Raw genomic sequence first — 25,620 nt, 5'->3', positions numbered from 1 at the left:
GGGTGGGGTGTGACACGCTGTCCCGCGCTGCTGATTGCAGCCCCGGCCTCGGGACAGGGCAAGACCACCGTCACCGCCGCCCTGGCGCGCCTGCACACACGCCAGGGGCGGCGCGTGCGGGTTTTCAAGTGCGGGCCGGATTTTCTGGACCCGCACTGGCACCTGCTGGCCAGCGGGGCGCCGGTGCACCAGCTCGATTTGTGGATGAACGGTGAGGCCGACTGCGCGCAGCGACTGCGCGACGCCGCCGTCGAGTCGGACCTGATCCTTATCGAAGGCGTGATGGGCCTGTTTGACGGCAGCCCCAGCGCGGCCGACCTGGCCCGGCACTTTGGTGTGCCGGTGCTGGCGGTGGTCGATGCCTCGGCCATGGCGGGCACGTTTGGCGCGCTGGCCTATGGCCTGCGCCACTACCGGCCGGGCCTGCCCTGGGCGGGGGTGCTGGCCAACCGCGTAGGCAGCGCGCGCCATGCCGACATGTTGCGTGACGGCTTGCAAGATGCCGACGACTGGATGGGCGCGCTGATGCGGGTGCAGCCAGGCAATGCGCCTTTAGCCGCCAAGGCCGGTGCGGCGCTGCTGCCCGAGCGCCACCTGGGCCTGGTGGCCGCGCACGAGCTGGACGACAGCCTGCAGCGGCTGGACGCAGCGGCCGATGCGCTGGCTGCTACGCCGCTGGGCCAGATGACGCTGGAGGACCTGCAGCGCTGGGCCGTGGACTTTCCGGCGCCTGCATCCACGGTTGCCGTGCCTGCTTTGCTCGCAGGCCGTACGGTGGCCGTGGGGCGTGATGCGGCGTTCTGCTTCATCTACGCTGCCAACGTGCAATGCCTGGAGCAGACGGGCGCGCGCGTGGTGTTCTTCTCGCCCTTGCACGATGCGGTGCTGCCCGATTGCGACGCGGTGTGGCTGCCCGGCGGTTACCCCGAGCTGCACACCGCGAAGATCGCGGCCAACACCGGGATGCAAGCCAGCCTGCGCGCCCATGTGGCCGCGGGCAAACCCCTGTGGGCCGAGTGCGGCGGCATGATGGCGCTGTTTGAATCCATCACCCTGGCCGATGGCAGCACGGCCACTTTGTGGGGCCTGCTGCTCGGTCACGTCACCATGCAAAAGCGCCTGGCAGCGCTGGGGCCGCAGCAACTGACCGTGGCAGGACACACGTTGCGCGGCCACACCTTCCACTATTCGACCAGCGACAGCAGCGCCCTCGTGGTGGCCCGCACGGCTGGCCCGAACGAGGCGGTTGCGCCGGATGCGGGCGAGGCGCTGTACGAGCAGGGCAGCATCCACGCGAGCTACTTCCATGCGTGGTTCCCTTCGAGCCCCGAGGCGGTTGCGCATCTGCTGGGCGGCCAGAGCAAATCATGACATCCGCGTCGCACCCCATCACTACCGAACTCATCCTGGGCGGTCAGAAAAGCGGCAAATCCCGCCGCGCTGAGCTGCTGGCACGCGACTGGCTGGCCCAGTCCGCCGACCACCGCGCCGTGCTGATCGCCACCGGGCAGGCCTGGGACGAGGAGATGCGCGAGCGCATCGCCCGCCACCAACGTGACCGCGCCGAACGGGTGCCTGGCCTGCAAACCGTGGAAGAGCCGCACGACGTGGCCGCTGCCGTGGGGTTGCACAGCACCCCACAAACCCTGCTGGTGGTGGACTGCCTCACGCTGTGGCTCACCCGCTGGACCATGCCCGTGGGTGTGGAAGCTATGAGTTTTGACCAAAAACAGGCTCTAGCGCTTGATTGGAAAGCGCAAGTAGCTATGTTTTTGATAGCGGTTCGGAAATCCCCTGGCCCCGTTGTTCTGGTGGGCAACGAAATTGGCCTGGGGGTTATCCCGATGGGGCGCGAGGTGCGCGCTTTTGTGGATGCACTCGGCACGCTCAACCAGCAGGTGGCGCAGGTGTGCCCCCGCGTGACGCTCATGGCGGCTGGCCTGCCGCTTACCTTGAAAGAATCTCGCTGATGAAACCAACCCCCGTGCGCCGCATCCTGTGGGTCATCGCCATCCTGGTGCTGCTGGGCCTGCTGATGGCCGGCCTCGCGCGTGCGCAGCCGGTGCACATCCGGGACGACCGGGGCCGCGAGGTCTCGCTGCCCCGCCCCCCCCAGCGCATCGTCAGCCTGTTGCCCTCGCTGACCGAAAGCGTGTGCGAACTGGAGCAATGCCACCGGTTGGTGGGTGTGGACCGCTACTCCAACTGGCCGGAGGCCGTGATTGCCAAGCTGCCCAAGGTGGGGGGCGGGCTGGACCCAAGCATCGAGGCCGTCGTGGCACTCAAGCCCGATGTGGTGCTGATGTCCGTCAGCTCGCGCGCCAGTGACCGGCTGGAGGCGCTGGGCCTCACGGTGGTGCAACTGGAGCCCAAGACCCATGCCGACGTGCACCGCGTGCTGGGCACTGTCAGCGATCTGCTGGGCGTGCCCCGCGCGCAGGGCTCTGACCGCCTCTGGCGCATGATCGATGCGGGTGTGTTGGCGGCGGCACAGTCCCTGCCGCCCAAAGCCAAAAATGCGCGCGTGTACTTCGAGGTGAGCCGGGGGCCCTATGCGGCGGGTGAGGCCTCGTTCATCGGCGAATCCCTCACCCGGCTGGGGGTGCGCAATGTGGTGCCCGCATCGCTGGGCCCGTTTCCGCGCCTGAACCCCGAGTTCGTGGTGCGCGCCAACCCCGACATCATCATGATCGGCAACCGCAGCATGCAGGCCATGGTGCCGTACCCCGGCTGGGCGACCATGCGCGCCATCCGCGAGAACCGGCTGTGCGTGTTCGGTCCGGGTGATTCGGATGTGGTGGTGCGGCCTGGCCCCCGCATGGCCGAGGCGGCCCGCATCATGGCGCGCTGCCTGGTGGACAAGGCCCCATGACCCACGTTCCCATGGACTTGCCCACCGGTTCTGCCAGCCGCCGCGCTGTGTGGTGTGCCGCCTGGCTGCTGCTGGCCAGCGTCTTGCTGGCCCTGTGTGGCGCCAGCGTGGGCAGCACGGGTTTTGACAGCGTGCTGCGCATGTACGGCGACTCCGTGGCCTGGCAGATCGTGTGGGACATCCGCTTGCCGCGCACGTTGGGCGCGTGGCTGGCGGGTGCGCTGCTGGGCCTGTCGGGCGCGGTGGCGCAGGGCCTGTTCCGCAACCCGCTGGCCGACCCGTACCTGCTGGGCAGCGCCTCGGGCGCAGCGCTGGGCGGGGCGGTGGCCATGGCGCTGTTCGGTGTGTCGCCGGTGGCGGCGCAGTGGATGGCCCGCATCGGCATCACGGGCATGGCATTTTTGGGCGCGGCGGGGGCGGTGGTGCTCACGCTGCTGCTCGCCAAGGGCGTGCAGCACACGCTGCGCTTGTTGCTGGCGGGGGTGATTGTGGGCGTGGTGCTGGGTGCGCTGCGTGACCTCGTGGAGCTGGCCTCGCCCGACATCCTTCAGGCCATGCAAGCCTTCACGCTGGGCAGCACCGCCTTTGTGGGCTGGATGGCCTGCGTGCTGATGGCAGCCGTGTGGGCCCTGTGCTCGCTGGTGGCCTGGATGCTTGCGCGCGCGCTCGATGGCCTCACGCTAGGCGAGGCCACGGCCGCCAGCCTGGGCCTGCCGCTCATGCCCATGCGTGTGGGGCTGGTGGCTGCCATGGCGCTGGCCACGGGCACGGCGGTGGCGCAAACGGGGCTCATCGCCTTTGTGGGGCTGGCCGCGCCGCACCTGGTGCGCTCCATCGTGCGCGTGACGCACGAACGGCACATCGTGCTCTCCAGCCTGATGGGCGCGGTGCTGCTCATGGCGGCCGACATCCTGGCGCGCTGGCTGCTGGCGCCGCAGGAGCTGCCCGTGGGCGTTCTCACGGCGGCGCTGGGCGGCACCTATCTGCTGTGGCTCATGCACCGGCGCACCTCGCAAGGGGGTGCACTATGAAATCAATAGCTATCAGTGCAAATGGAATAAGCGCCAGCATCGGGAATCGCTCGATATTGCAGGGCATTGACCTGCAATTGCCTGCCGGGCGCTGGACCAGCATCGTCGGCCCCAACGGCGCGGGCAAGTCCACCCTGCTCAAGGTGCTGGCGGGCCTGCTGTCGCGCGCCGCCGTGCAGGGCGAAGTGTTGCTGCTGGGCCGCCCGCTGGCGCAGATCCCCGCGCGCGAACGTGCCCGCCAGCTCGCCTGGCTGGGGCAGAACGAAGGCTCGGCCGACGACCTGACCAGTTATGACGTGGCCATGCTCGGCCGCTTGCCGCACCAGGCCTGGCTGGCGCCGCCGGGCGCGGCCGACCACGCGGCGGTCGAGCAGGCGCTGCGCACCACCCAGGCCTGGGACTGGCGCCACCGCCCGCTGTCGCAGCTGTCGGGCGGCGAGCGCCAGCGCGTGCTGCTGGCCCGCGCCCTGGCCGTGCAGGCGCAGGTGCTGCTGATGGACGAACCCCTGGCCAACCTCGACCCGCCGCACCAGACGGACTGGCTGCACACCATGCGTGCACTGGTCGATGCGGGGGGCACGGTGGTCAGCGTGCTGCATGAGGTGTCGCTGGCACTGCAGTCCGACGACATGGTGGTGATGGCACAGGGCCGCGTGCTGCACCAGGGCGCCTGCGATGCACCCGCCACGCACGCGGCGCTGGAGAGCGTGTTTGACCACCGCATCCACGTGCGGCATCTGGATGGCATGTGGATGGCGCTGCCCTCCCTGCAACGCAAGAACAACCATCAAGGAATCAAGGGAGTGCAAGCATGAACATCGAATCGGGTTTTTCGCAGGTTGCGCAGTCGTTGCTGTGGCCGGTACTGGTGCTGGTGGGGCTGGCGTTTGTCTACGCACTGTGGGCGGGTGGCGCCACACTGATGGAGGCTTGGCAGCGCTGGCGCCAGCCGCAGTACCGCTCGCTGCGCGTGGCGCCGGGCCTGTCGATGGAAGAGCTGGAGCTGCAACTGGTGCGCCAGGTGGAGCCCGTGCGCCTGCTCAGCCGCCTGTCGCCCATGCTGGGGCTGATCGCCACGATGATCCCACTCGGCCCCGCGCTGCAGAGCGTGGCCGCGGGCAACGGCCAGCAGGCGCTGGCCGTTTTCAGCGGTGCCTTTGCGGGCGTGGTGCTGGCGCTGGCCGCCGCGTCGGTGGGCCTGGTGGTGTATTCGGTGCGCCGCCGCTGGCTGCTGGCCGAGTTGCTGGTGGTGCGCAAGGAGCGCGGGGTGGGGGAATGAGCTTGAAGCACCTGAATGTGCTGGCAGAGGACGATGACGATCCGATGCTGTCCGCCGTGAACCTGGTGGACGTGTTTCTGGTGCTGGTCGTGGCGCTGCTCACGGCCGTGGCCGTGCAGACCCAGACGAGCGCCAACGAAAGCGTCACCATCATCCGCAACCCCGGCCAGCCCAACATGGAAGTGGTGGTGCGCGAGCAGGGTAAGGAAGTGCGCTTCAAGGGCGCTGGCAGCGCAGCGCAAGGGCAGGGCGTGCGTGCGGGCGTGGCCTACAAGCTCGAAGACGGCAACATCGTCTACATCCCTGAAACGGGCGCTGCTCCTGCCGGCGCTTCGGCCGGTGGCGCGGGTGGCGCCGCCACGCCGGCACCCGCCAAGCCATGAAGGCACTGATCTTGCGCGCGGCACTGTGGTGCCTGCTGCTGGCTGCGCCGCTGGTGCATGCCGTCCAGGCTGAGAAAGCCTTGGCAGCGGGCGGCGCCGATAAAACAGCGCCGGTGCTGCTCTGGCTCACGTCCGACATCACCACCGCCCCGCGCACGGCCATGGTGCAGCGCCTGGCCTCCGACGCGGGTCTGGGCTTTGTGCACATCGATTACCCGCTGGCCGGCGCGGCGGTGCTCGACGCGGCCCAGGCCCAGAAGCTGGAGCGCGCACTGGCAGGCGCCGCCATGGTGTGGGTGGATGCACCGCATGCCAGCGTGGAGGCGCGCTTGCGCCGCATGGTCGGCGCGCAGCTCGATGCCCGCGCCGCACGCGCCCCGGGCCGCGTGGTCTGGGTGCCTGCGGGCACGCCTGCTGTGGACCTGTCTGCGCTGGAGGCTCCTGCCCGCATGGTGGCTTACCTGCAAGCGGGCGGCCCGCGCAATCTCAAGAACGCCATCGCCCTGGCGCGCGCCACGGTGGCGGGTGTTGCGATGCCGACTTTGCCCGCGCCCGACATCCTGCCCCCCCGGGGCATCTACCACCCCGACGCGCCCCGCCTGCTGCCCAATGCCGCCGCGCTGGAGGCCTGGCGTCAGGGCCAGCCCGCGCTGCGGGGCCTGCCGGCGGTGGCCGTGCTGGTGCACCGCCACCACTTCATCGACGGCAGCACGGAGTGGCTCGATGCCTGGTTGCACACCTTCCGCCAGCAAGGCCTGTTCGCCTACGCGGCCTTTGGCCAGCAGGTCACGGCGCAGACGCTGGCCGAGGTGCTGGAGCTGCCCCCCGAGAGCGGCACCGGACCCGGCCGCCTGCATGCCTCTGCCCTGGTGCTGCACCAGCTGGTGCCCCAGGCCGCCGCGCTGCAGCCGCTGCTGGCCCGCTGGGGCGTGCCCCTGCTGGGCACGCAGCCCTACCGCGCGGGCGATGCCGCCGCGTGGGAGGCCAGCGACACGGGCCTGTCGCTGTCCGATGTGCCGTTTTACCTGGCGCAGCCCGAGGCGGCGGGCGCCATCGATCCGGTCCTGGTCGCCGCCCACGGCGCCGAGGGGCAAGACTTTCGCCTCATCGAGCGCCAGGCCCAGGCCGTGGCCGCCAAGGCGCGGCGCCTGATCGCGCTGCAGACGAAACCCGCCGCCGACAAGCGCCTGGTGGCCATGGTCTACAACTACCCGCCGGGTGGCACCAACTTCGGCGCCTCATTCCTCAACGTGCCGCGCAGCCTGGAGCAGGTGTCGGGCGGCCTGGCTCAGGCGGGCTACCGCACACAGCAGGTGCCTGAGCAGGGCTGGATCGATGGGCTCAAGCCGCTGCTGGCCGCCTACTACCCCGGTGCTGATGTGCGCGCGCTGCTGCAAAACGGACAGGCCGCCGCGCTGCCACTGGCGCGTTATGAGCAGCACCTGGCCACGCTGCCCAAGGCCGTGCGCGATCGCATGAACGCGCACTGGGGCGCGCCCGAAAAGAGCCGCTACGTGGTCGATTGGCAGGGCGAAAAGGTGTTCGCCATCCCGCGCCTGCAGGTGGGCAAGCTCTCGGTATTGCCCCAACCCCCGCGCGAGGAAACACTGCGCCTGGGCCAGAACCCGTTCATGCACAAGAGCAAGGCGCCGCTGTCGCACCATTACCTGGCCGTGTACCTGTGGGCGCAGCTGGAGGCCGATGCGTTGATCCACTTCGGCACCCACGGCACGCAGGAATGGGCCGGTGGCAAGGCGCGTGCGCTGGATGTGCACGACGACGCGCTGCTGCCCCTGGGCGATCTGCCCGTGGTCTATCCATACATCGTGGACAACCTGGGCGAGGCCCTCACGGCCAAGCGCCGGGGCCGCGCCGTGCTGGTGAGCCACCGCACGCCCGTGTTCGCCCCGGCAGGTTTCGAGGCGCGCATGGCCCACATGCACGAGGTGATGCACGAGTGGGAAACGGTGGACGAAGGCCCCACGCGCCGCGCGCTCGAAAAGCAGCTGGTCGCGCAGTTTGTAGAGCACCAGCTGCACCGCGACCTGGGCTGGAGCGCCGAGCGCATCACGGCCGACTTCCACGGCTTTCTTGAAATTCTGCATCCCTACCTGGACCAGCTCGCGCAAAGCTCGCAGCCCAAGGGCCTGGCCGTGTTCGGCCGCGTGCCCGCGCCCGAGCAGCGGCGCGAGACCATCCTGCAGGCGCTGCGCAAGCCGCTGATCGAGGCGCTGGGCGAAGACATCGACGAAGCCTTCCTGATCAAGCACGACGCGGTGCTGGCCGCGCGCCCCGCGCGCTGGCTGGAAGTGGCGCTGACCGATGCGCAGGCCGCCAGCGTGCTGGACCTGCGCCCCGCGCTGCCCGATGCGCCGCCCGCACAGGACGGCTTGGTGCGCGCCGAAGACCATGTGCCCAACCGCGCAGCGCGCCAACCCATCGACACGCCCGCGCTGCTGCAGCTGGCCCAGCGCGCGCAGGAACTGGAGCGCCTGCTGGCCACGGAGGGCGAGCTGCCCGGCTTGCTGGCTGCGCTGGAGGGCCGCTACCTGCCCGCAGCCTACGGCGGCGACCCCATCCGCAACCCCGACAGCCTGCCCACAGGCCGCAACCTCACGGGGCTGGACCCGAGCCGCCTGCCCACACGCCAGGCCTATGCCGTGGCGCAGACGCTGTTCAACGACTGGTTCAAGGACTACCAGGCGCGCCATGGCGGCCAGGCGCCGCAGCGGTTGGCGTTGTCGCTGTGGGCGGGCGAAACGCTGCGCCACCAGGGCATCATGGAAGCGCAGGCGCTGGTGGCGCTGGGCATGCGCCCGGTGTGGGATGACTCGGGCCGCCCGGTGCGCGTCGAGACCATTGCCGCCGAAGAGCTCAAGCGCCCGCGCGTTGATGTGCTCATGAGCATCACCGGTTCGTACCGTGACCAGTTCCCCGCGCTGATGGGCTTGCTGGACCGTGCGGTGGCCCAGGCCGCCACGGCCGAGCCCGGCAATGTGATCGCGCGCAACACCGCGCAGATCGGCCAGGAGCTGCGCAAGCAAGGCGTGCCCCGCGCACAGGCTGAGCAACTGGCACGCGTGCGCTCGTTTGGCAATGCGGTGGGCGACTACGGCACCGGCCTGTCCGACGCGGTGCAAAGCGACGGCCTGCAAACCAACGATGCGCGCCTGGGCCAGATGTTCCTCGAGCGGATGAGCCAGCCCTATCTGGAGGGCGAGCCGGTGACGGGGGTTGCGGGCGGCACGGCGGCGAAGGCGCTGGGAGCGCACCTGCGCCGCACCGACGCAGCCATCCTGTCGCGCAGCTCGAACCTGTACGCCATGGTCAGCTCGGACGACCCGTTCCAGTACCTGGGTGGCCTGTCGGCCGCAGCCCGTGTGGCCGGCCGGCCGCAGGGGCTGGAGCTGCATGTGGCCCAGCTGCAGGATGTGGGCGAGCCCACCACCGAAACTGCACAGCGCGCCATTGCGCTGGAGATGCAGTCGCGCTACCTGCACCCGGGCTGGCTCAAGGCGCAGAAGGCCGAGGGTTATTCGGGCACGCTGCAGGTGCTCAAGGCCGTGCAGTTCGCCTGGGGCTGGCAGGCCGTGGCGCCCGACACGGTGCGCAGCGACCATTGGCAAAGCTTTTATGACGTGCTGGTGCGCGACAAGCACCAGCTGGGCCTGCCCGAGTGGCTCAAAGAACATCCACAGGCCTACGCCCAGTCGCTGGAGCGCCTGGTGCAGGCGCAGCGCCAGGGCTATTGGCAGGCCGATGCCGACACGCAAAAGCAGATGGCGCAGATGTACCGGGAGCTGACGCGTGCCGCGCCGCTGGCTGCCGAGCTGCCCAGCGTGCGCCGCTGGGTGGAGCACGCGGCTCGTGGTGAGTCCGTAGAGCTGACCCCGCCTGCTGGCATGGCCATTGCCGCGCCGCAGTCGCCAGCCCTGGCAGCGCCACAGCCTGCGCCCCCCGCCGCTGACCTGCCCGCGCCGCCCGCCCAGGCAGAAGCACCACCCTCCGCGCCCGCCGTGCCTACCATGGGCGTGTTGCTGGAGCGGCAGCCAGAGCCAACCCCTTCTGACAGCGCCACCGAGCCCAGCCCCGTGGAGCGCATGGCCGGCATCGTGGCCCTGCTGGTCATGGCCCTGGTGGCGATGGCGGGCGCCGCGTGGCAGGCGCGCCGTCCGTCCTCGTTGTCTTCCCCTTTGCAACCGGCCGGCGTGTGATGCCCGGCCTCTCTGAAAGAATCGACACCATGCAGATCGAAACCCCGCCGACCGAAAAACGCTACGAAAAACCCGAGGGCGAACGCCGGGGCCTTATCATCGTCAACACCGGCGACGGCAAGGGCAAAAGCACGGCCGCCTTTGGCCTCGCGCTGCGCGCCCATGGCCGGGGCAAGGCCGTGAAGATCTTCCAGTTCATGAAGGTGCCCACCGCGCGTTTTGGCGAGCACCGCATGTTCGAGCAGATCGGCCTGCCCATCGAGGGGTTGGGCGACGGCTTCAGCTGGAAGAGCAAGGACCTGGAGCACTCGGCCCAGCTCGCGCGCGACGGCTGGGAAAAGGCGCGCGCCGCCATCCTGTCGGGCGAGCATTTTCTGGTGGTGCTGGATGAGATCACCTACCCGCTGATCTACGGCTGGCTGCCGCTCGACGGCGTGTTGCAGACCCTGCGCGATCGCCCCAAGGACGTGCACGTGTGCCTCACCGGCCGCCGCTGCCCCCCCGAGATCATCGAGCTGGCCGACACCGTGACCGAGATGCAGCTGATCAAGCACGCGTTCAAGGCGGGCATTCCCGCGCAGCGCGGCATCGAAGATTAGTGAGGCCGCCGTGTCCGACCACTGGCTTTTGTTGCTCACACCCGCCGGGGGCTGGCCCATGGTGGCGGTGTGGATCGGCGTGCCGCTGCTGGCGCTGGCGGTGGACTGGTGGCTGGGCGAGCCGCCCGCTGCCTGGCACCCGGTGGTCTGGATGGGGCGGGCGCTGCAGTGGTGGGGTGAGCGCCTGGCGCCCCGGATGCCAGTGGCCCGAGATTTCAAGCTATTTTGGCGCGCAGCGCTTGTCTGGTGTGCGCTGGCTGCTATTGTTTTTATACTCGGTTGGGCGGCGCAGAAGCTGGTGCTGATGCTGCACGGTTTTGTGGCGGCGGCGTTGCTGGCACTGCTGCTCAAGCCCCTGCTGGCCTGGCGCATGCTGCACGATGAAGTGCTGGCGGTGGAGGTGGCGCTAGGCCAATCGCTGCCCGCCGGGCGTGCGCAGCTGGCCCGGCTGGTGAGCCGGGATGTAAGCGCGCTCACCGCCGTACAAGTGCGCGAATCGGCCATCGAGTCGCTGGCCGAGAACCTCAACGACTCCGTGGTGGCGCCGTTGTTCTGGTTTGCGCTGCTGGGCCTGCCGGGCGCTGCGCTGTACCGCTTTGCCAATACGGCCGATGCCATGTGGGGTTACCCGGGCATGCGCGGCGGGCGGTACTGGCAATGGGCGGGCAAGTGGGCGGCGCGGGCGGACGACGTGCTGTCGTGGGTGCCTGCACGCATCACGGCCTTGTTGTTGTCGGTGGTCGCCAAGGGCCTGCCTTTTTCCACTCTGGCCCGCCAGGCGCGCAAGACGCCATCCCCCAACAGCGGCTGGCCCATGGCGGCCATGGCACTGGCGTTGAACGTGCGCCTGGCCAAGCCGGGTGTGTACACGCTGCACAGCAAGGGCCATCGGGCTGGGCCACTCGATACGCGTCGTGCCGCGCGCCTGGGCACGCAGGTGGTGCTGGCGATGGTGCCGGTGGCGGCCGCCCTTCAGCTGCTGGTCCTGGTTGCCTTTGCCTGGGTGCATGCATGACATTCCCAGGTCCTTTTTGCTTGCCTGTGCAATTGCACGGTGGCCCGGACGCTGCGGGCATCCCGGTGTTTGATTTTTCGACCAACAGCAACGCCTGCGGGCCCTGCCCGGAGGCGCTGCACGCCCTCCAGTCGGCCGATGCCACGCGCTACCCCGACCCGGCCTACACGGCCCTGCGCGAGGCCCTCGGCGCCTTCCATGGCGTGGTGCCGGGGCGCATCGTGCTGGCTGCGAGTGCCAGCGAGTTCATCCACCGCATCACCGCGCTGGCCGCACAGCAGGGCGCCGTGCAGGTGGCGGTGCCGCCGCACAGCTATGGCGACTATGCCCAGGCTGCGCAGGTGCGGGGGCTGGATGTGCTGCGCAGCGGCGGTGCTGCGGCGGGTTTGCAATGGGCGTGCGAGCCGTCGAGCCCTTTGGGGCAAGAAGATCCCGCGCTGGGCGCTTGGCGGCCGGGCGATGCTGCTGCCTGGCGTGTGCTCGACTGCGCGTATGTCCCTCTGAGGTTGGACCCCGAGGGCGCATGGACGGGCGCACCGCAGCCGTACCTGCCATCGGCCTGCTGGCAGCTCTGGACCCCCAACAAGGCCCTGGGGCTGACGGGCGTGCGCGCGGCCTATGCGATTGCGCCGCCAGACTCTGAAGGGCAGGCACTGGGCCTGACGGCCCTGGCGTCTTCCTGGCCCGTGGGCGCCCACGGCGTGGCCTTGCTGCAGGCGTGGACGCACGCCACTGTGCAGCAATGGCTGCTGCACAGCCTGCGCACCCTGCGCGACTGGAAGGCTCGCCAGCAGGCTCTGTGTATCGACCTGGGCTGGGCCTTGCACGCAGGCAGCCTGGCCAACTATTTCTGCGCGCAGCCCGCCACCAACACGTTGCAAAGCGATCTGGCCGCGCTGCGAGCCAGCGGCATCAAGCTGCGGGATGCGACGTCGTTCGGCCTCCCCGGCACCGTGCGCCTGGGGGTGCTGGCGCCCGCGGCACAAGATGCGCTGCAGGCCGCATGGCAGGCGCTGCCGGGCCGTACCATCCCGCATTCCATCGGATCGAGGGAGACCTTGTGAGAACCATCACCGTCAATCGCTACGTCACGCCGCTGCGTGAAGGTGGCTCCATGCCCGCCATCGTCGAAGGCGACGACCTGGGCACCTACGTGCTCAAGTTCCGTGGCGCAGGGCAGGGCGTGCGCGCCCTGCTGGCTGAAATGATCGCGGGTGGCATCGCCCGTGCGCTGGGCCTGCCCGTGCCCGACATCGTGCTGGCCCTGCTCGACCCCGCCCTGGCGCAGACCGAGCCCGACCCGGAGATCCAGGACCTGGTGCGCGCCAGCGGTGGCCTGAACGTGGGGCTGGATTACCTGTCGGGCGCGCTCAATTTCGACCCGGCGGTGGATGTCGTGTCGGATGATTTTGCCTCGCGCCTCGTGTGGTTCGATGCCTTGGTGGGCAATGTGGACCGCACCGCGCGCAACACCAATCTGCTGATGTGGCACCGCCAGCCCTGGCTCATCGACCACGGTGCGGCGCTGACCTTTCACCACGCCTGGAACGGCACGGTGGCCCTGCCCGCCAAACCCTTTGCGCCCATTGCCGACCATGTGCTGCTGGCCCGGGCCACGCTGCTCGCGCAGGTGGATTCCGAGCTGGCCGTGCGCCTCACGCCCGGGGTGGTGGCCAGCATCTTGGCCGAGGTGCCCGACGAGTTTTTGGTGCTGGCCGGTGCCGACCACGAAGAAGGCCTGCTGACCGCAGCCGCTACCCACCGCCAAGCCTATGTGGACTACTTCTGCGCGCGCATTGCCGGGCGCACCACTTGGGTGAATGCGCTGAAGGAGGCCGTCGATGCACGCGCCTGAGGTGTACGACTACGCCACCGTGCGCGTGGTACCGCGCGTGGAGCGCGAAGAGTTCATCAACGCCGGCGTGATCCTGTCGTGCCAGCGCACCGGCTTTCTCCAGGCTGCAATCGCGCTCGATGAAGCGCGCCTGCTGGCCATGGACCCGCACGCCGACATTGACGCCGTGCGCCGCCACCTGGCCGCCATCGTGGCCATCTGTGCGGGCGACGAAGGCTGTGGCCCCATTGCGCGCCTGCCGTACCGCCAGCGCTTTCACTGGCTCACCGCCAAACGCAGCGCCATCATCCAGACCTCGCCTGTGCACACCGGCCGCTGCACCGATGCGGCGGCAGCGCTTGAACACATCATGGACCGCATGGTCCGCCCATTGCCTTGACTGAAAACTCTGCTCCCCAATTGGCCCGTTGCGTGATGGTGCTGGGCACTACCAGCGGCGCGGGCAAAAGCTGGCTCACCACGGCGCTGTGCCGCTATTACAGCAACCTGGGCCTCAAGGTGGCGCCGTTCAAGGCGCAGAACATGAGCAACAACGCGCGTGTGGTGCCCGGCCCTGCGGGTGTGATGGGCGAAATCGGCAGCGCCCAGTATTTCCAGGCCCTGGCTGCGCGTGCCGAGCCTGAGGTGCGCATGAACCCGCTGCTGCTCAAGCCCGAGGCCGACACGCACAGCCAGGTCGTGCTGATGGGGCAGGTGAGCGCCGAACTCACGGCCATGCCCTGGCGCGGCCGCAGCGAAAAGGTGTGGCCGCAGATCGCGGCTGCGCTGGATGCACTGCGTGCCGAGAACGACGTGGTGGTGATCGAGGGCGCAGGTTCGCCCGCAGAGATCAACCTGCATGCCAGCGACATCGTCAACATGCGCGTGGCCCGCCATGCCGATGCGCGCTGCCTGCTGGTGACGGACATCGACCGGGGCGGCGCGTTCGCCCACCTGTACGGCACCTGGGCACTGCTGCCCGAGGACGAGCGCGCGCTGATCCATGGCTTTGTGCTCAACAAGTTTCGCGGAGATGCCAGCCTGCTGGCCCCTGCGCCGCAGATGCTGCAAGACCTCACTGGTGTGCCCACCGTGGCCACCATCCCCATGCAATGGCGCCACGGCCTGCCCGAGGAAGACGGCGTGTTCGATGACCGCACGTTGTCAGCGGGCGCGGTGCATACCACGGTGGCTGTGGTGGCCTACCCGCGCATCAGCAACCTCGACGAGTTCCAGCCGCTCAAGAACGTTCCCGGCGTGCGCCTGCTCTGGGCGCGCAGCCCGGCCGACCTGGGCGGGTTGAAGCCCACCGATTGGGTGGTGTTGCCAGGTTCCAAATCCACCGCTACCGACTTGGCCTGGCTGCGCGCGCAAGGGCTGGACAGCGCCATTGCCCAGCACGCGGGGCAAGGCGGCACGGTGCTGGGCGTGTGTGGCGGCCTGCAGATGCTGGGCGAGGCGCTGATTGACACAGCGGGTATCGACGGCAATGCGCCGGGCCTGGGCCTGCTGCCACTAGTCACCACCTTCGAGGTTGCCAAGACCGTGCAACGCACCCAGGCGCAGTTTGGCGCGGTGTGGGGTGCCTGGGCCGCGCTGGCGGGTGTGTACGCCACAGGTTACGAAATCCACCACGGACAAACCGCCCAGCACCCGGCCATGGCTGCCAAGGGAGATGTGGCGCGCGAGGTTATCCCCGGCATCGCTTGGCAGAACCCGGCGGGCAACGTGCTGGGCGTGTACCTGCATGGCTTGCTCGAAGACCCCGCCGCGCTGCAGGCCCTGTTTGGCCGCGTGGGTGCGGCGCCCGTGCCCACGCTCGATGCGGTGTTTGAAGGGCTGGCCCGCATGGCGGACGCCAGCTTTGCGCCCGGTGCGCTGCGGGCGTTGATCGCCCCAGATCCGGCCACCGCCTGAGTGCTGTTGCCCACGGCCTTCAGCCCTTCCTGTTTCCTTTTTCATTCTGTTGTCTTACACACCATGCACTCCCTGGCCCAGTTCACCGTCCCCGCCATCGCCGATATTTCCGACGCTCCGTTGACCGCCCGTCTGCAGCACCTGCTCGACAACAAGACCAAACCGCTCGGTTCACTGGGTCGGCTGGAGTCGCTGGCCCTGCGCATCGGCCAGGTGCTGGGCACCGAGGCCCCCGCGCTGCTGCAGCCGCAAATGCTGGTGTGTGCGGGCGACCATGGCCTGGCGGCCAAGGGGGTGTCGGCCTTCCCCAGTGACGTGACTTGGCAGATGGTGGAGAACTTTCTGGCCGGTGGCGCTGCCGTGAGCGTGCTGGCTCGCCAACACGGCCTGGCCCTCACCGTGGTGGACTGCGGCGTGGCCAAGCCCATCGCGCCGCGCGATACCGCCCCGGGCGCGCCCCAGTTGCTGCTGCGCAAGGTGGCGCCCGGCACGGCCGACGCATCGGTCGGCCCAGCCATGACTGCGGAGCAATGCGCTCAAGCGATCACTAACGGTATAGAGGTGGTGCGCGCCTTGCCCGGCAATGCGCTGCTGCTCGGCGAGATGGGCATTGCCAACACCTCGGTCGCATCGCTGCTGCTGGCGCGCCTGGCGGGCCTGCCCCTGGCGGACGTCACGGGCGCGGGCACGGGCCTGGATGCTGCAGGCATCGAGCGCAAACGCGCCGTGTTGCAGCAGGCGCTGGACGCGAATGCCGAGGCCACCACGCCGCTGGCCGCATTGGCCGCGCTGGGCGGCTATGAGGTGGCCACGCTGGTGGGCGCTGTGTTGCAGGCAGCGCTTGAGCGGCGCGTGATTGTGGTGGATGGCTTTATCACCAGCGCTGCCGTGCTGGCAGCCAGCCGTCTGCAGCCTGCGGTGCTGCAGCGCTGCGTGTTTGCGCACCGCTCGGGCGAGCGCGGCCACAGCCTCATGCTGGCGCAAATGCAGGCCGAACCGCTGCTGGACCTGGGCCTGCGCCTGGGCGAGGGTTCGGGCGCTGCGTTGGCGTGGCCGCTGTTGCAGTCCGCCTGCGCGGTGCTGGCGGAAATGGCGAGCTTTGAATCGGCCGGTGTGGCCACGCAGACGGCTTGAACCTGCTGGACTTCCCTGCTTCGTATCAAGCGATGCAGGTCCGGTTGCGCCCCTCGTTCTTGGCGCGGTACAGCGCCGCATCGGCACGCGACAGCATGGCATCCAGCGTTTCGTGGGGGCCGGTCCAGCTGGTCAGCCCGATGCTGACCTCGCAGTCCAGGGGATGGCCGGCGGACAGCGTGGCGTGGATGCGCTGGGCCACGCCCTGGGCGGCGGCAGTGTCTGCGTCGGGTAGCAGCACCAAAAACTCCTCGCCGCCGTAGCGCCCCAGCCGATCCGCGCGGCGCAGCACCTGGCGGGTGCATTCTGCAAAATGCACCAGCACCGCATCGCCATGCTGGTGGCCTCGGGTGTCGTTCACGGCCTTGAAGTTGTCCAGGTCCACCATCATGATGGACGGCCCGTTGCCGTAGCGCTGTGCGCGCTCCAGCTCTTCATCGCAGCGCTGCAGCAGCGCTCGGCGGTTCAGGGTGTTGGTAAGGGAGTCGTGGGTGGCCAGGTGTTCCAGCTCGGTCCGCAGGCGGTCGGTGGCCATGAGCACCGCGCCGATGGACAGCATGAGCACAGTGATCACATAGGCCCCGATGTACAGCGTCTGGAACAGCGAAGGCTCCATCAGGTCGGCACCGGCATTCCCGGTCACGATCGAGATCAGCCGCACGGCCAGCACCGCCATGTGCAGGGCCAGAACCACCTCCACCAGCCGCACGGGGAAGTTGCGCCCACCGTGGCGCAGCATGAAGCGCATCTGTGCGATGTAGATCACCTCCATGACCACCGTGAAGAAGCCGACCCGCATGGCGTAGTTGGGCGCCCAGTAAGTGAGCACGATGAACACCAGGGTGGTGCCCACCATCAGCCAGTTCCAGGGCCGCCAGACGGTTGGCTGCCCCATGAAGCTGCGCGTGCCCATGTAGTAGGTGACGGTGCCCAGCACCAGCAGTTGGTTAGCGAGCACCAGGCTGAGCCAGTCCGGAATGAGTCCGCGCGCGCCGAACAGCACGGTGGACACCAGCCACAGCAGCGGCGCTGCGGCCCAGGCGCCCACCCCGCGGATGGAGGGCGGGTAGTAGCGCCGCATGAACAGCAGCACGATGGCCATGATGGCGGACATGAAGCCCGCCATGGCAATCATCGAGCGTGGGTCGAGGTTCATGCGGCGAGCGCGGAAGGGCTGTACGTAAGAAATTGTTTCTTGATGCCGAGGCCAGTATAGCCACGCACCTGCGTGCGGACGTAGGGTGATTTACTAAATCCCGCAGGGCACCGTGTGCACCATAACGAGCTGCGTCTGGGCCGACTGTGGTGCACAAGCGCTTTGGTGCAGGTGTGGCCGCGCACAGTGGTGGTGCGTTTTGTATGCAAAACAAATAAAACATTGTGTACAAAGTTGGCACAGGCTTTGCGTATGGCAGGTTCATGCAAAGCCTCACCCCCGAGCCGACTCCGGCCGCCATCGAGATCGTCGCCCTCACCAAACGCTACGCCCAGGGCAAGCCGGCGGTGGATGCGATCAACCTGCGCATTGCCAGCGGGAGCTACTGCTGCCTGCTGGGCCCCTCGGGCTGCGGCAAGAGCACCACGCTGCGCATGATCGCAGGGCATGAGTCGGTGACCAGCGGAGACATCCTGCTGGAGAACCGCAACATCACTGACCTGCCCGCCGCCGCGCGCGGCACGGCCATGATGTTCCAGAGCTTTGCGCTGTTTCCGCACCTCTCTGCGCTGGACAACGTGGCCTTCAGCCTGAAGATGAAAGGCGTGGCCAAGGCCGAGCGCCAGGCCAAGGCGCGCGACCTGCTGGAGCGCGTTGCCCTGGGGCACCTGGCCGAGCGCAAGCCCGCAGAACTCTCCGGCGGGCAGCAGCAGCGTGTGGCGCTGGCGCGGGCCCTCATCACCCAGCCGCGCGTGCTGCTGCTCGACGAGCCGCTGTCCGCGCTCGACCCCTTCCTGCGCATCCAGATGCGTGCCGAGCTGCGCCGCTGGCAAAAAGAGCTGGGCCTGACGTTTATCCACGTGACCCACAGCCAGGAAGAGGCCATGGCCCTGGCCGACACCATGGTGGTAATGAACCACGGCGTGATTGAGCAGGTGGGTTCACCCCACGAGGTCTACAACAGGCCCGCCAGCGAATTCGTGGCGCGCTTCATGGGTGGGCACAACGTGATCGACACGCCCGAAGGCAAGGTGGGCGTGCGCACCGACCACCTGCAGATTGCCCCCGCCAGTGCCGAATTGCCCGGGGGTGCCCAGTGCATGCAGGCCGTGGTGACCGACGTGGAGTACCAGGGCACTTATGTGCTGCTGGGCCTGCAAAAGCAGGGCGTGGCCTTGTCGGCCAACGCCACGGCGGCGTATTCGGTGATGGTGTCCGAGGCCACCTTTGCAGCGCGGCCCTACCAGGTGGGGCAGGGCGTGCAACTGCACTGGACGCCCGACCAGGCGCACCCGCTGTCCGTGCCCGCTCCCGCAGTGGCCGTCGCCGCCTGACCGCGCCGCCGCTTTACCTCTTTTTCCACCCGTCCCCTTCCGCAACCCAAGGAGTTTTCCCATGTCCGATGCTTCCCGTGCTGATTCCCCTGTTGTTGTCCCTGAAGCCACTGGTGTGGCGCGCCGCTCGCTGCTCAAGGGCACGGCGGGCATCCTGGCCGCTGGCATGTTCCCGGCCGTGCATTCGCAGGAAAAGATCGTGCTGCGCTACCTGGGCACGGCGGTGAACCAGGACAAGGCGATTGCCGAGAAGTTCAAGGCCGACACCGGCATCGAGATCCAGTACGTGGCCGTGACCACGGACGACGTGACCAAGCGCGCCGTCACCGCGCCCAACAGTTTTGACTTGATCGACACCGAGTATTTCTCGCTCAAAAAGATCGTGCCCACGGGCAACTTGAAGGGCATCGACACCAAGCGCATCAAGAACGCAGACAAGATCACCACGCTGTTCACCACCGGCCAGGTGGCCGGCAAGGCCGTGGGCGACCAGGGCACGGCGCCCAAGAAGGTGATCTACCTGGAAGGCGAAAAGTCCAAGAAATTCGCGACTGCGCCCACGCAGTTCATGAGCCTGATCCCCACCGTGTACAACGCCGACACCCTGGGCATCCGCCCCGATTTGATCAAGCGCCCCATCAACTCCTGGGCCGAGCTGCTCAACCCTGAGTTCAAGGGCAAGACCGCGATCCTGAATATTCCTTCGATCGGCATCATGGACGCCGCCATGGTGGTCGAGGCCATGGGCATCTACAAGTACCCCGACAAGGGCAACATGACCAAGAAGGAGATTGACCTCACGATCAAGACCCTGATCGAAGCCAAGAAGCAGGGCCAGTTCCGCGCGCTGTGGAAGGACTTCAACGAGTCGGTCAATCTCATGGCATCGGGCGAGGTGGTGATCCAGTCGATGTGGAGCCCGGCTGTGACGGCCGTGCGCACCAAGGGCATCGCCTGCAACTTCCAGCCCTTGAAGGAAGGCTATCGCGCCTGGGCTGCAGGGTTTGGCCTGCCCGCCACGCTGAGCGGCCGCAAGCTCGATGGCGCTTACGAGTTCATCAACTGGTTCCTCGATGGCTGGGCCGGTGCCTACCTGAACCGCCAGGGCTACTACAGCGCTGTGCTGGAGACCGCCAAGTCCAAGATGGAAGCCTACGAGTGGGCCTACTGGATGGAAGGCAAGCCTGCCACGCAGGACATCAAGAGCCCCAATGGCGATGTGCTGGCCAAGGCTGGCGCGGTGCGCGACGGCGGCAGCTATGAGTCGCGCATGGGCGGCATCGCTTGCTGGAACGCGTTGATGGACGAGAACAACTACATGGTCCAAAAATGGAATGAATTCGTCGCTGCATAAGGAGTGCACCCCCTGAGGCGCTGCGCGCCTTCACCCCTCTCTCAACCCGCTGCGCGGGTCGGGAGGGGGACGCCCCCGGTGCGGCGGGGCGGCCCTTGCACGGGGGCACTGGTCTTGGGCAGCGTCAGTCTCAAGAGCAAGCGCCGAACGGTAGACCTTTGAATTCATTGATTGCAAACACCATGAGCACGACCACACAGTCCTTACCTGCTGCAGCTGTCCCCGGCCGCAGCATTGCCGCCTGGTGGCAGGCTGCGCCGTTCACCCTGGTGTTTGCGCTGTTTTTCCTGATTCCGCTGACGTTGATCGTGATGGTCAGCTTCTGGGACTTCAATGAGTACGAGTTGCTGCCGGGCTTCACGTTCAAGAACTACGTGTCCATCTTTGACGGCTGCAGTGACGTGTCCGACGGGCTGTGCGTCACGCTCAAGACGTATTGGTCCACGCTCAAGTTCAGTTTTCTGGTGTGGCTGATCACGCTGGTGATCGGCTTCACCGTGGCCTATTTTTTGGCCTTCCATGTGCGCTCTTCGGGCATGCAGACGCTGCTGTTCGTGCTGTGCACCATTCCGTTCTGGACATCGAATGTGATCCGCATGATCTCGTGGGTGCCGCTGCTGGGACGCAATGGGCTGGTCAACCAGACGCTGATGGGCATGAACCTCATCGAAACACCTGTGGAGTGGCTGCTGTTCTCGGACTTCTCGGTGGTGCTGGCCTTTGTGCACCTCTACACCATGTTCATGATCGTGCCCATCTTCAACAGCATGATGCGCATCGACCGCAGCCTCATCGAGGCGGCCAGCGACAGCGGCGCCAGTGGCTGGCAGACGCTGTGGAACGTGATCGTGCCGCTGTCGCGCACCGGCATCATCATCGGGTCCATCTTTGTGATCACCATCGTTATGGGCGACTTCGTCACCATCGGCGTGATGGGCGGCCAGCAGATCGCCTCCATCGGCAAGATCATCCAGGTGCAGACGTCCTACCTGCAGTTCCCGCTGGCGGCGGCCAATGCGGTGATTTTGCTGGCGGTGGTGCTGATGATCATCTGGGGCCTCACGCGCCTCGTCGATATCCGCAAGGAGCTGTGAGATGAAAGTGCGCGATTCCCGCCCCGCCAGCTTCTGGCCCCTGGCCATCTTCTTTGCGCTGTTCGTGCTGTTCATGTACGGGCCCATGTTCGTCATCTTCATCCTGAGCTTCCAGGGCCCCGAGGGCGGGCTCACTTTCCCCATGCGCGGCTTGTCGCTGCATTGGTTCACCAAGCTGGCCGAGGGGCTGGGCGTGGTGGACATTGGCGCGGCGCTGTGGCGCTCGCTCGGCCTGGGCGTGGCGGTGATGCTGTGCACGGTGCTGCTGTCGGTGCTGGCGGGCCTGGCGTTTCGCAAGCGGCTGGCGGGCGGCAACACGTTGTTCTTCATCGTGGTGGCCAGCCTCATCATGCCGTCCATCATCGTCTCGCTGGGCATCGGGCTGGAGTTCCGGCTCATCGACAACGGCATCAAGGCCGCGCTGGAGTCGATGGGCTTGGAGAGCGCGCTGGAGGGCTACGGTACCTCGCTGGGCCTGTTCACCTCAGCGCTGGGCGCGCACCTTACCTGGACGCTGCCGTTCGGTCTGCTCATCATGTTCGCGGTGTTCAACCGCTTCAACCCTGCGTACGAAGAAGCGGCACGCGACCTGGGTGCCACGCCCTGGCAGGGCTTCGCGCATGTGGTGTTGCCGCTGATCGCGCCCTCGGTCGTGGGCATTGGCATGTTCGGCTTTACGCTCAGCTGGGACGAGATCGCCCGTACCTCGCAGGCCATTGGCGACGTGAACACGCTGCCGCTGGAGCTGCAGGGCCTGACCAGTACGGTGACCACTCCCTCCATCTACGCACTGGGAACGCTGACCACCGTGGTCTCCTTCGTTGTCATGGGTATCACGCTGGCGCTGGTGTGGGCCTTGGGCCGCAGGCGCAAGGGCCGCACGGGTTAAAAACGGCACCCTTATGACGACCACTATTCCCAGGCCTCGGCGCGCACGCGCTGCAGCCCCTGAACCGACCGTTGCGCTCGAGGCCCCAGGCCAGCTCAGCGACAACGACATGTACGACCGCATGGTCTCGGCCATCCTCGACCACCGCCTGCCACCCGGCACCAAGCTGGTGGAGGACAAGCTGGCGGCGGCCTTTGGCGTGTCGCGCACACGCGTACGGCCTGTGCTGGTGCGGCTGGCCAATGAGCAGGTCGTCACGCTCACACCCAACCGGGGCGCATCGATAGCGCAGCCCACGCCGCAAGAGGCGCTGGAAGTGTTCGAGGCCCGCCGCCTGCTCGAGCCGCGTCTGGTGGAGCTGTTCATCGCCAACGCCACCGATGCCGACATCGCCGCACTGCGCACCTGCATCGACGACGAAGAGGCCGCGCGCGCCAGCGGTGACATGCGTCGTGCGATCCGCCTGTCGGGTGATTTCCACCTGCACATCGCGCAGGCCGCAGGGCACCAGACGCTGGGCCGTATCCTGCGCGAGCTGGTCTCGCGCACCTCGCTCATCCTCATGACTTACAGCCCCAGCCACGCGCGCGAACGCGAAGAGGCCACCGCCTGCGGCTGCCGCGAGCACCGGGCGTTGATTGATGCGATCCGCCTGCGCGATGCGCGCGAGGCCGCGCGCCTCATGCTCAAGCATTTGGCGCGCATTGAAACGCAGCTGGAGTTCACGCCACCGGCTGCCGACACGCCCGACCTGGCGCAACTGCTGGGCGCCTGAATCCTGCCACCTTGTTATGCGCCAACTGCTCGTCATCAACCCCAATACATCGGCCAGCGTCAGCAACTTGCTTCAGCGGCATGTGCAGGCTGCAGCGGGCTTGCATGTAGCGGTGCGCACGGCCACGGCGCGTTTCGGCGCCCCCTACATCGCCTGCGAGGCCAGCTATGCAGTGGCGGCCCACGCCGCGCTGGATGCCTGGGCGAATGAACTGTCACAACACCAGCCGCAGCCTGATGCCGTGCTGATAGGCTGTTTTGGCGACCCGGGCCTGATGGCGCTGCGTGAAAGCAGCCCGGTGCCCGTGACCGGCCTGGCCGAAGCGTCTTTCATAGAAGCCGCTCGCCACGGGCGCTATGCCATCGTTACGGGCGGCGAGCGCTGGGGACCCATGCTGCAGCGCCTGGCGCAGGCGCTGGGCCACGCGCACGCGCTGGCTGGAATCCACACCGTGGCACCCACCGGCGCTCAGCTGGCCGCCGACCCCGAAGCCGCCCGCACGCTGCTCGCCCAGGCCTGCCGCGACGTGGTGCGGCAAATGGGTGTGCAGGCCGTCATCCTGGGCGGGGCGGGGCTGGCCGGCATGGCTGCTCTGGTGCAGCCGCAGGTGACGGTACCGGTGATCGATAGTGTGGTGGCTGGTGCCACCTGGGCGCTGCGTGCGCACCCCGTGCCTCCAGAGCGCAAAGTGCCTGGATTCGATGTGGCGTGGGCGGGGGTGTCGGGGGAGATGACAGCGCTGGGAGTGGCCGGGGTGGTTTGACGCGGGGTGGTAGAAAGTCTAGTATTACGTTTGTAATTACTCGGGGGTTTCCCATGCACACTCTCAAACTCACCCAGGTGGGCAACTCTGTCGGCGCGATTTTCCCAAAGGAACTGCTGGCGCGGTTGCAGCTGGAAAAGGGAGACGAGCTGTATGTGACGGAATCGCCTGACGGTTTGCGGATCACCACCCACAACCCCGAATTTGAAGCGCAGATGCGCGTGGCGCGCGAGATCATGAAAGAGCGCCGGGCCGTACTGCACGAGCTGGCCAAATGAGCGAATGGGTCTGGCTGAACCGCGCCGTCATCATTGCCATCCACGAAGTGCAGCTGGCCGAACATGGGGGCGGGACAGGCGTCCGCGATGCGGGTTTGCTGGATTCGGCCCTGGGCAAGCCGCAGCAGCTGAACAACTATGGCGAGCCGCCGCCTGATGCAGCCGCGCTGGCAGCCTCGTATGGCTATGGAATTTCGCGCAACCATCCGTTTATTGATGGAAACAAGCGAACGGGCTATGTGGCGGCCGAATTGTTTCTGCGGCTCAATGGCTGGAGGCTTAACGCTGACGATGCATCGTGTGTGGTCACCATGCTCGCTGTTGCCGCTGGCGATATCACCGAAGAGGCCTTCGCCGCCTGGCTGCGGGCACATGCCGTCGCTTGCTAACGCAGGTTCCAAGCATTTTCCGTTCTAGCGCTTGACCAATAAGCGCTAGTTGCTATAAAAAAAGAAGCAATTTACCTGGTTCGTTCAACTCAAGGCGCCAACGTCTTCGGCTGGTAGTCGCAATACCTGCTCACCGCACACTCCCAGCAGCGCGGCTTGCGTGCCTGGCACACGTAGCGGCCGTGCAGGATGAGCCAGTGGTGCGAATCCACCGCATACTCGGCGGGCACGCGCTTCATCAGCTGCAGTTCCACCGCCAGCGGGTTCTTGCCGGGCGCGAGGCCCGTGCGGTTGCTTACGCGAAAGATGTGCGTATCGACCGCCATGGTCGGCTCGCCGAAGGCCACGTTCAGCACCACATTGGCCGTCTTGCGGCCCACACCTGGCAGGGCTTCCAGGGCTTCGCGCGTGCGCGGCACCTGGCCCCCATGCTGCTCCACCAGGATGCGGCAGGTCTCCATCAGGTTTTTGGCCTTGGTGCGGTACAGGCCGATGGTCTTGACATAGCCCTCCAGTCGCTCAAGCCCCAGGTCCAGGATGGCCTGCGGCGTGCCCGCCACCGGGAACAGCTTGCGCGTGGCCTTGTTCACGCCCACGTCCGTGGCCTGGGCCGACAGCAGCACGGCAGCCAGCAGCTCGAACGGCGTCGTGTATTCGAGCTCCGTGTTGGGCATGGGGTTGGCGGCCTTCAAGGTTGCAAAAAAAGGCTCGATGTCAGACGTCTTCATGGGGCGGGGTGTGTCGTTTATGTACTGCGGCATGCGGGGCTGCGCCCGCGCCTGCATCGTTTTCGCGAGGGTTAGAACGAACTACCTCAGTGGGTGCGCTGCACCGCCAGGCACAGCCAGCAGGGGAACGCGCCGGTGGCGGGGTTGACGGCAAAGTCTTCGTCGTAGACCTCGATGGCGGGCCGAGGGGCAGCTTCCCAACCTGCGGGGATCAGGCCCGGGGCCATCATGCTGGCCCAGGCCGCGCCGATCTCGGGCCCGGTACCGACGAAACGCAGGCAGGCGTAATCGCCACCGGCAAAGTCCTGGATCATGGCCTCGGTGCCGGTGCGCAGGCCCACGCCCACCTGCACGCAGGCGTCGTAGCGGCATTGCGCGGGCGGGGTGCATGCGGGGTTGTCCAGGCTGATGCCGTAGTACTTGGGGCGTGGCTCGCTCAAACGATTTGCTTCGCACCAGCGGCCGAACCGCTCCCAAAGTTGCGTGAGCGAGGGGCCATAAGGGCCTGTCTGGCGCATATAGGCAAGGCGCATGCGGGGCAACTGACGGATTTCGAGGGGCATAGTTGGTCTCGGTAGTTGT

General features: G+C 67.5%; 26 protein-coding genes. 23 read left to right on the top strand and 3 right to left on the bottom strand.

The features are described 5' to 3' along the window. The first annotated feature begins 9 nt into the window (after positions 1–9). The 15 genes from ACODS0_RS12885 to cobT all read left to right on the top strand — a co-directional run bounded on the left by ACODS0_RS12885 (position 10) and on the right by cobT (position 16,278). On the top strand, positions 10–1,371 hold the full coding sequence (locus tag ACODS0_RS12885; protein WP_488835366.1) for a cobyrinic acid a,c-diamide synthase CobB: 1,362 nt from the start codon (positions 10–12) through the stop codon (positions 1,369–1,371). Next, complete coding sequence (locus tag ACODS0_RS12880) at positions 1,368–1,970, top strand: bifunctional adenosylcobinamide kinase/adenosylcobinamide-phosphate guanylyltransferase (protein ID WP_488835364.1); 603 nt, start codon at positions 1,368–1,370, stop codon at positions 1,968–1,970. The genes ACODS0_RS12885 and ACODS0_RS12880 overlap by 4 nt, the downstream gene beginning before the upstream one ends. After that, positions 1,970–2,872: an ABC transporter substrate-binding protein gene (locus ACODS0_RS12875; RefSeq protein WP_488835362.1), complete on the top strand. Its 903-nt coding sequence runs from the start codon at positions 1,970–1,972 to the stop codon at positions 2,870–2,872. The genes ACODS0_RS12880 and ACODS0_RS12875 overlap by 1 nt, the downstream gene beginning before the upstream one ends. Then, the gene (locus tag ACODS0_RS12870) at positions 2,869–3,903 is read left to right on the top strand and encodes a FecCD family ABC transporter permease (protein WP_488835360.1); all 1,035 of its coding nucleotides are present in this window, start codon (positions 2,869–2,871) and stop codon (positions 3,901–3,903) included. Before ACODS0_RS12875 ends, ACODS0_RS12870 begins: the two co-directional genes overlap by 4 nt. Beyond that, positions 3,900–4,718, top strand: coding sequence for an ABC transporter ATP-binding protein (locus tag ACODS0_RS12865; RefSeq protein ID WP_488835358.1), 819 nt, complete (start codon positions 3,900–3,902; stop codon positions 4,716–4,718). Before ACODS0_RS12870 ends, ACODS0_RS12865 begins: the two co-directional genes overlap by 4 nt. Then, a complete protein-coding gene (locus tag ACODS0_RS12860) occupies positions 4,715–5,182 on the top strand; it encodes a hypothetical protein (RefSeq protein WP_055395233.1) in 468 nt (155 codons plus the stop codon). The genes ACODS0_RS12865 and ACODS0_RS12860 overlap by 4 nt, the downstream gene beginning before the upstream one ends. Beyond that, positions 5,179–5,565 carry a DUF2149 domain-containing protein gene (locus tag ACODS0_RS12855; RefSeq protein WP_488835356.1) on the top strand — a complete coding sequence of 129 codons (387 nt, stop codon included), beginning with the start codon at positions 5,179–5,181 and terminating at the stop codon, positions 5,563–5,565. Before ACODS0_RS12860 ends, ACODS0_RS12855 begins: the two co-directional genes overlap by 4 nt. Continuing rightward, positions 5,562–9,779, top strand: a complete 4,218-nt coding sequence (cobN, locus tag ACODS0_RS12850) for a cobaltochelatase subunit CobN (RefSeq protein WP_488835354.1) — start codon at positions 5,562–5,564, stop codon at positions 9,777–9,779. The genes ACODS0_RS12855 and cobN overlap by 4 nt, the downstream gene beginning before the upstream one ends. Positions 9,780–9,808: 29 nt before the next feature. Continuing rightward, positions 9,809–10,378 (top strand): cob(I)yrinic acid a,c-diamide adenosyltransferase, encoded by a 570-nt coding sequence (gene cobO / locus ACODS0_RS12845; protein WP_121508745.1) that lies wholly within the window; start codon positions 9,809–9,811, stop codon positions 10,376–10,378. 58 nt (positions 10,379–10,436) lie between these two features. After that, positions 10,437–11,393: an adenosylcobinamide-phosphate synthase CbiB gene (cbiB, locus tag ACODS0_RS12840; protein ID WP_488835435.1), complete on the top strand. Its 957-nt coding sequence runs from the start codon at positions 10,437–10,439 to the stop codon at positions 11,391–11,393. Next, the gene (locus ACODS0_RS12835; RefSeq protein ID WP_488835352.1) at positions 11,390–12,457 is read left to right on the top strand and encodes an aminotransferase class I/II-fold pyridoxal phosphate-dependent enzyme; all 1,068 of its coding nucleotides are present in this window, start codon (positions 11,390–11,392) and stop codon (positions 12,455–12,457) included. The genes cbiB and ACODS0_RS12835 overlap by 4 nt, the downstream gene beginning before the upstream one ends. Then, entirely contained in the window at positions 12,454–13,248 is a 795-nt protein-coding gene (locus ACODS0_RS12830; RefSeq protein WP_488835350.1) for a HipA family kinase, read from the top strand. Before ACODS0_RS12835 ends, ACODS0_RS12830 begins: the two co-directional genes overlap by 4 nt. Next, on the top strand, positions 13,235–13,627 hold the full coding sequence (locus ACODS0_RS12825) for a DUF3037 domain-containing protein (protein WP_488835348.1): 393 nt from the start codon (positions 13,235–13,237) through the stop codon (positions 13,625–13,627). Before ACODS0_RS12830 ends, ACODS0_RS12825 begins: the two co-directional genes overlap by 14 nt. A gap of 35 nt (positions 13,628–13,662) precedes the next feature. Then, positions 13,663–15,144, top strand: coding sequence for a cobyric acid synthase (locus tag ACODS0_RS12820; RefSeq protein WP_488835433.1), 1,482 nt, complete (start codon positions 13,663–13,665; stop codon positions 15,142–15,144). 63 nt (positions 15,145–15,207) lie between these two features. Then, positions 15,208–16,278: a nicotinate-nucleotide--dimethylbenzimidazole phosphoribosyltransferase gene (cobT, locus tag ACODS0_RS12815; protein WP_488835346.1), complete on the top strand. Its 1,071-nt coding sequence runs from the start codon at positions 15,208–15,210 to the stop codon at positions 16,276–16,278. 25 nt (positions 16,279–16,303) lie between these two features. Here the strand turns inward: cobT and ACODS0_RS12810 are convergent, their stop codons facing one another. Then, a complete protein-coding gene (locus ACODS0_RS12810; protein WP_487262841.1) occupies positions 16,304–17,413 on the bottom strand; it encodes a GGDEF domain-containing protein in 1,110 nt (369 codons plus the stop codon). A gap of 284 nt (positions 17,414–17,697) precedes the next feature. On the opposite strand from ACODS0_RS12810, the gene ACODS0_RS12805 reads away from it, so the two are divergent. The 8 genes from ACODS0_RS12805 (at position 17,698) to ACODS0_RS12770 (ending at position 24,310) form a co-directional block, all read left to right on the top strand. Further along, positions 17,698–18,768: an ABC transporter ATP-binding protein gene (locus ACODS0_RS12805; protein WP_488835344.1), complete on the top strand. Its 1,071-nt coding sequence runs from the start codon at positions 17,698–17,700 to the stop codon at positions 18,766–18,768. A 61-nt stretch (positions 18,769–18,829) separates the two neighbouring features. Beyond that, positions 18,830–20,122, top strand: a complete 1,293-nt coding sequence (locus ACODS0_RS12800; RefSeq protein WP_488835342.1) for an ABC transporter substrate-binding protein — start codon at positions 18,830–18,832, stop codon at positions 20,120–20,122. A gap of 182 nt (positions 20,123–20,304) precedes the next feature. Next, positions 20,305–21,216 carry an ABC transporter permease gene (locus ACODS0_RS12795; RefSeq protein ID WP_055395265.1) on the top strand — a complete coding sequence of 304 codons (912 nt, stop codon included), beginning with the start codon at positions 20,305–20,307 and terminating at the stop codon, positions 21,214–21,216. 1 nt (position 21,217) lies between these two features. After that, the gene (locus ACODS0_RS12790; protein ID WP_488835340.1) at positions 21,218–22,105 is read left to right on the top strand and encodes an ABC transporter permease; all 888 of its coding nucleotides are present in this window, start codon (positions 21,218–21,220) and stop codon (positions 22,103–22,105) included. Between the two features lie 13 nt (positions 22,106–22,118). Continuing rightward, positions 22,119–22,880 (top strand): GntR family transcriptional regulator, encoded by a 762-nt coding sequence (locus ACODS0_RS12785; protein WP_431152592.1) that lies wholly within the window; start codon positions 22,119–22,121, stop codon positions 22,878–22,880. Between the two features lie 16 nt (positions 22,881–22,896). Beyond that, complete coding sequence (locus tag ACODS0_RS12780) at positions 22,897–23,643, top strand: aspartate/glutamate racemase family protein (RefSeq protein WP_121506903.1); 747 nt, start codon at positions 22,897–22,899, stop codon at positions 23,641–23,643. Positions 23,644–23,696: 53 nt separating this feature from the next. Continuing rightward, complete coding sequence (locus tag ACODS0_RS12775) at positions 23,697–23,921, top strand: AbrB/MazE/SpoVT family DNA-binding domain-containing protein (RefSeq protein ID WP_056169497.1); 225 nt, start codon at positions 23,697–23,699, stop codon at positions 23,919–23,921. Further along, entirely contained in the window at positions 23,918–24,310 is a 393-nt protein-coding gene (locus ACODS0_RS12770) for a type II toxin-antitoxin system death-on-curing family toxin (RefSeq protein ID WP_121419644.1), read from the top strand. Before ACODS0_RS12775 ends, ACODS0_RS12770 begins: the two co-directional genes overlap by 4 nt. Positions 24,311–24,399: 89 nt before the next feature. Here the strand turns inward: ACODS0_RS12770 and nth are convergent, their stop codons facing one another. Together nth and ACODS0_RS12760 are read right to left on the bottom strand one after the other, a co-directional pair. After that, a complete protein-coding gene (gene nth / locus ACODS0_RS12765; protein WP_055395271.1) occupies positions 24,400–25,038 on the bottom strand; it encodes an endonuclease III in 639 nt (212 codons plus the stop codon). Between the two features lie 86 nt (positions 25,039–25,124). Next, a complete protein-coding gene (locus ACODS0_RS12760) occupies positions 25,125–25,601 on the bottom strand; it encodes an AraC family transcriptional regulator (RefSeq protein ID WP_436130921.1) in 477 nt (158 codons plus the stop codon). Between the last annotated feature and the right edge of the window lie 19 nt (positions 25,602–25,620).

The sequence above is a fragment of the Acidovorax sp. FG60 genome (genome assembly GCF_057808995.1).
The sequence above is the reverse complement of the archived record's forward strand: the minus strand, read 5'-3'. Positions and strand labels throughout refer to the sequence as shown.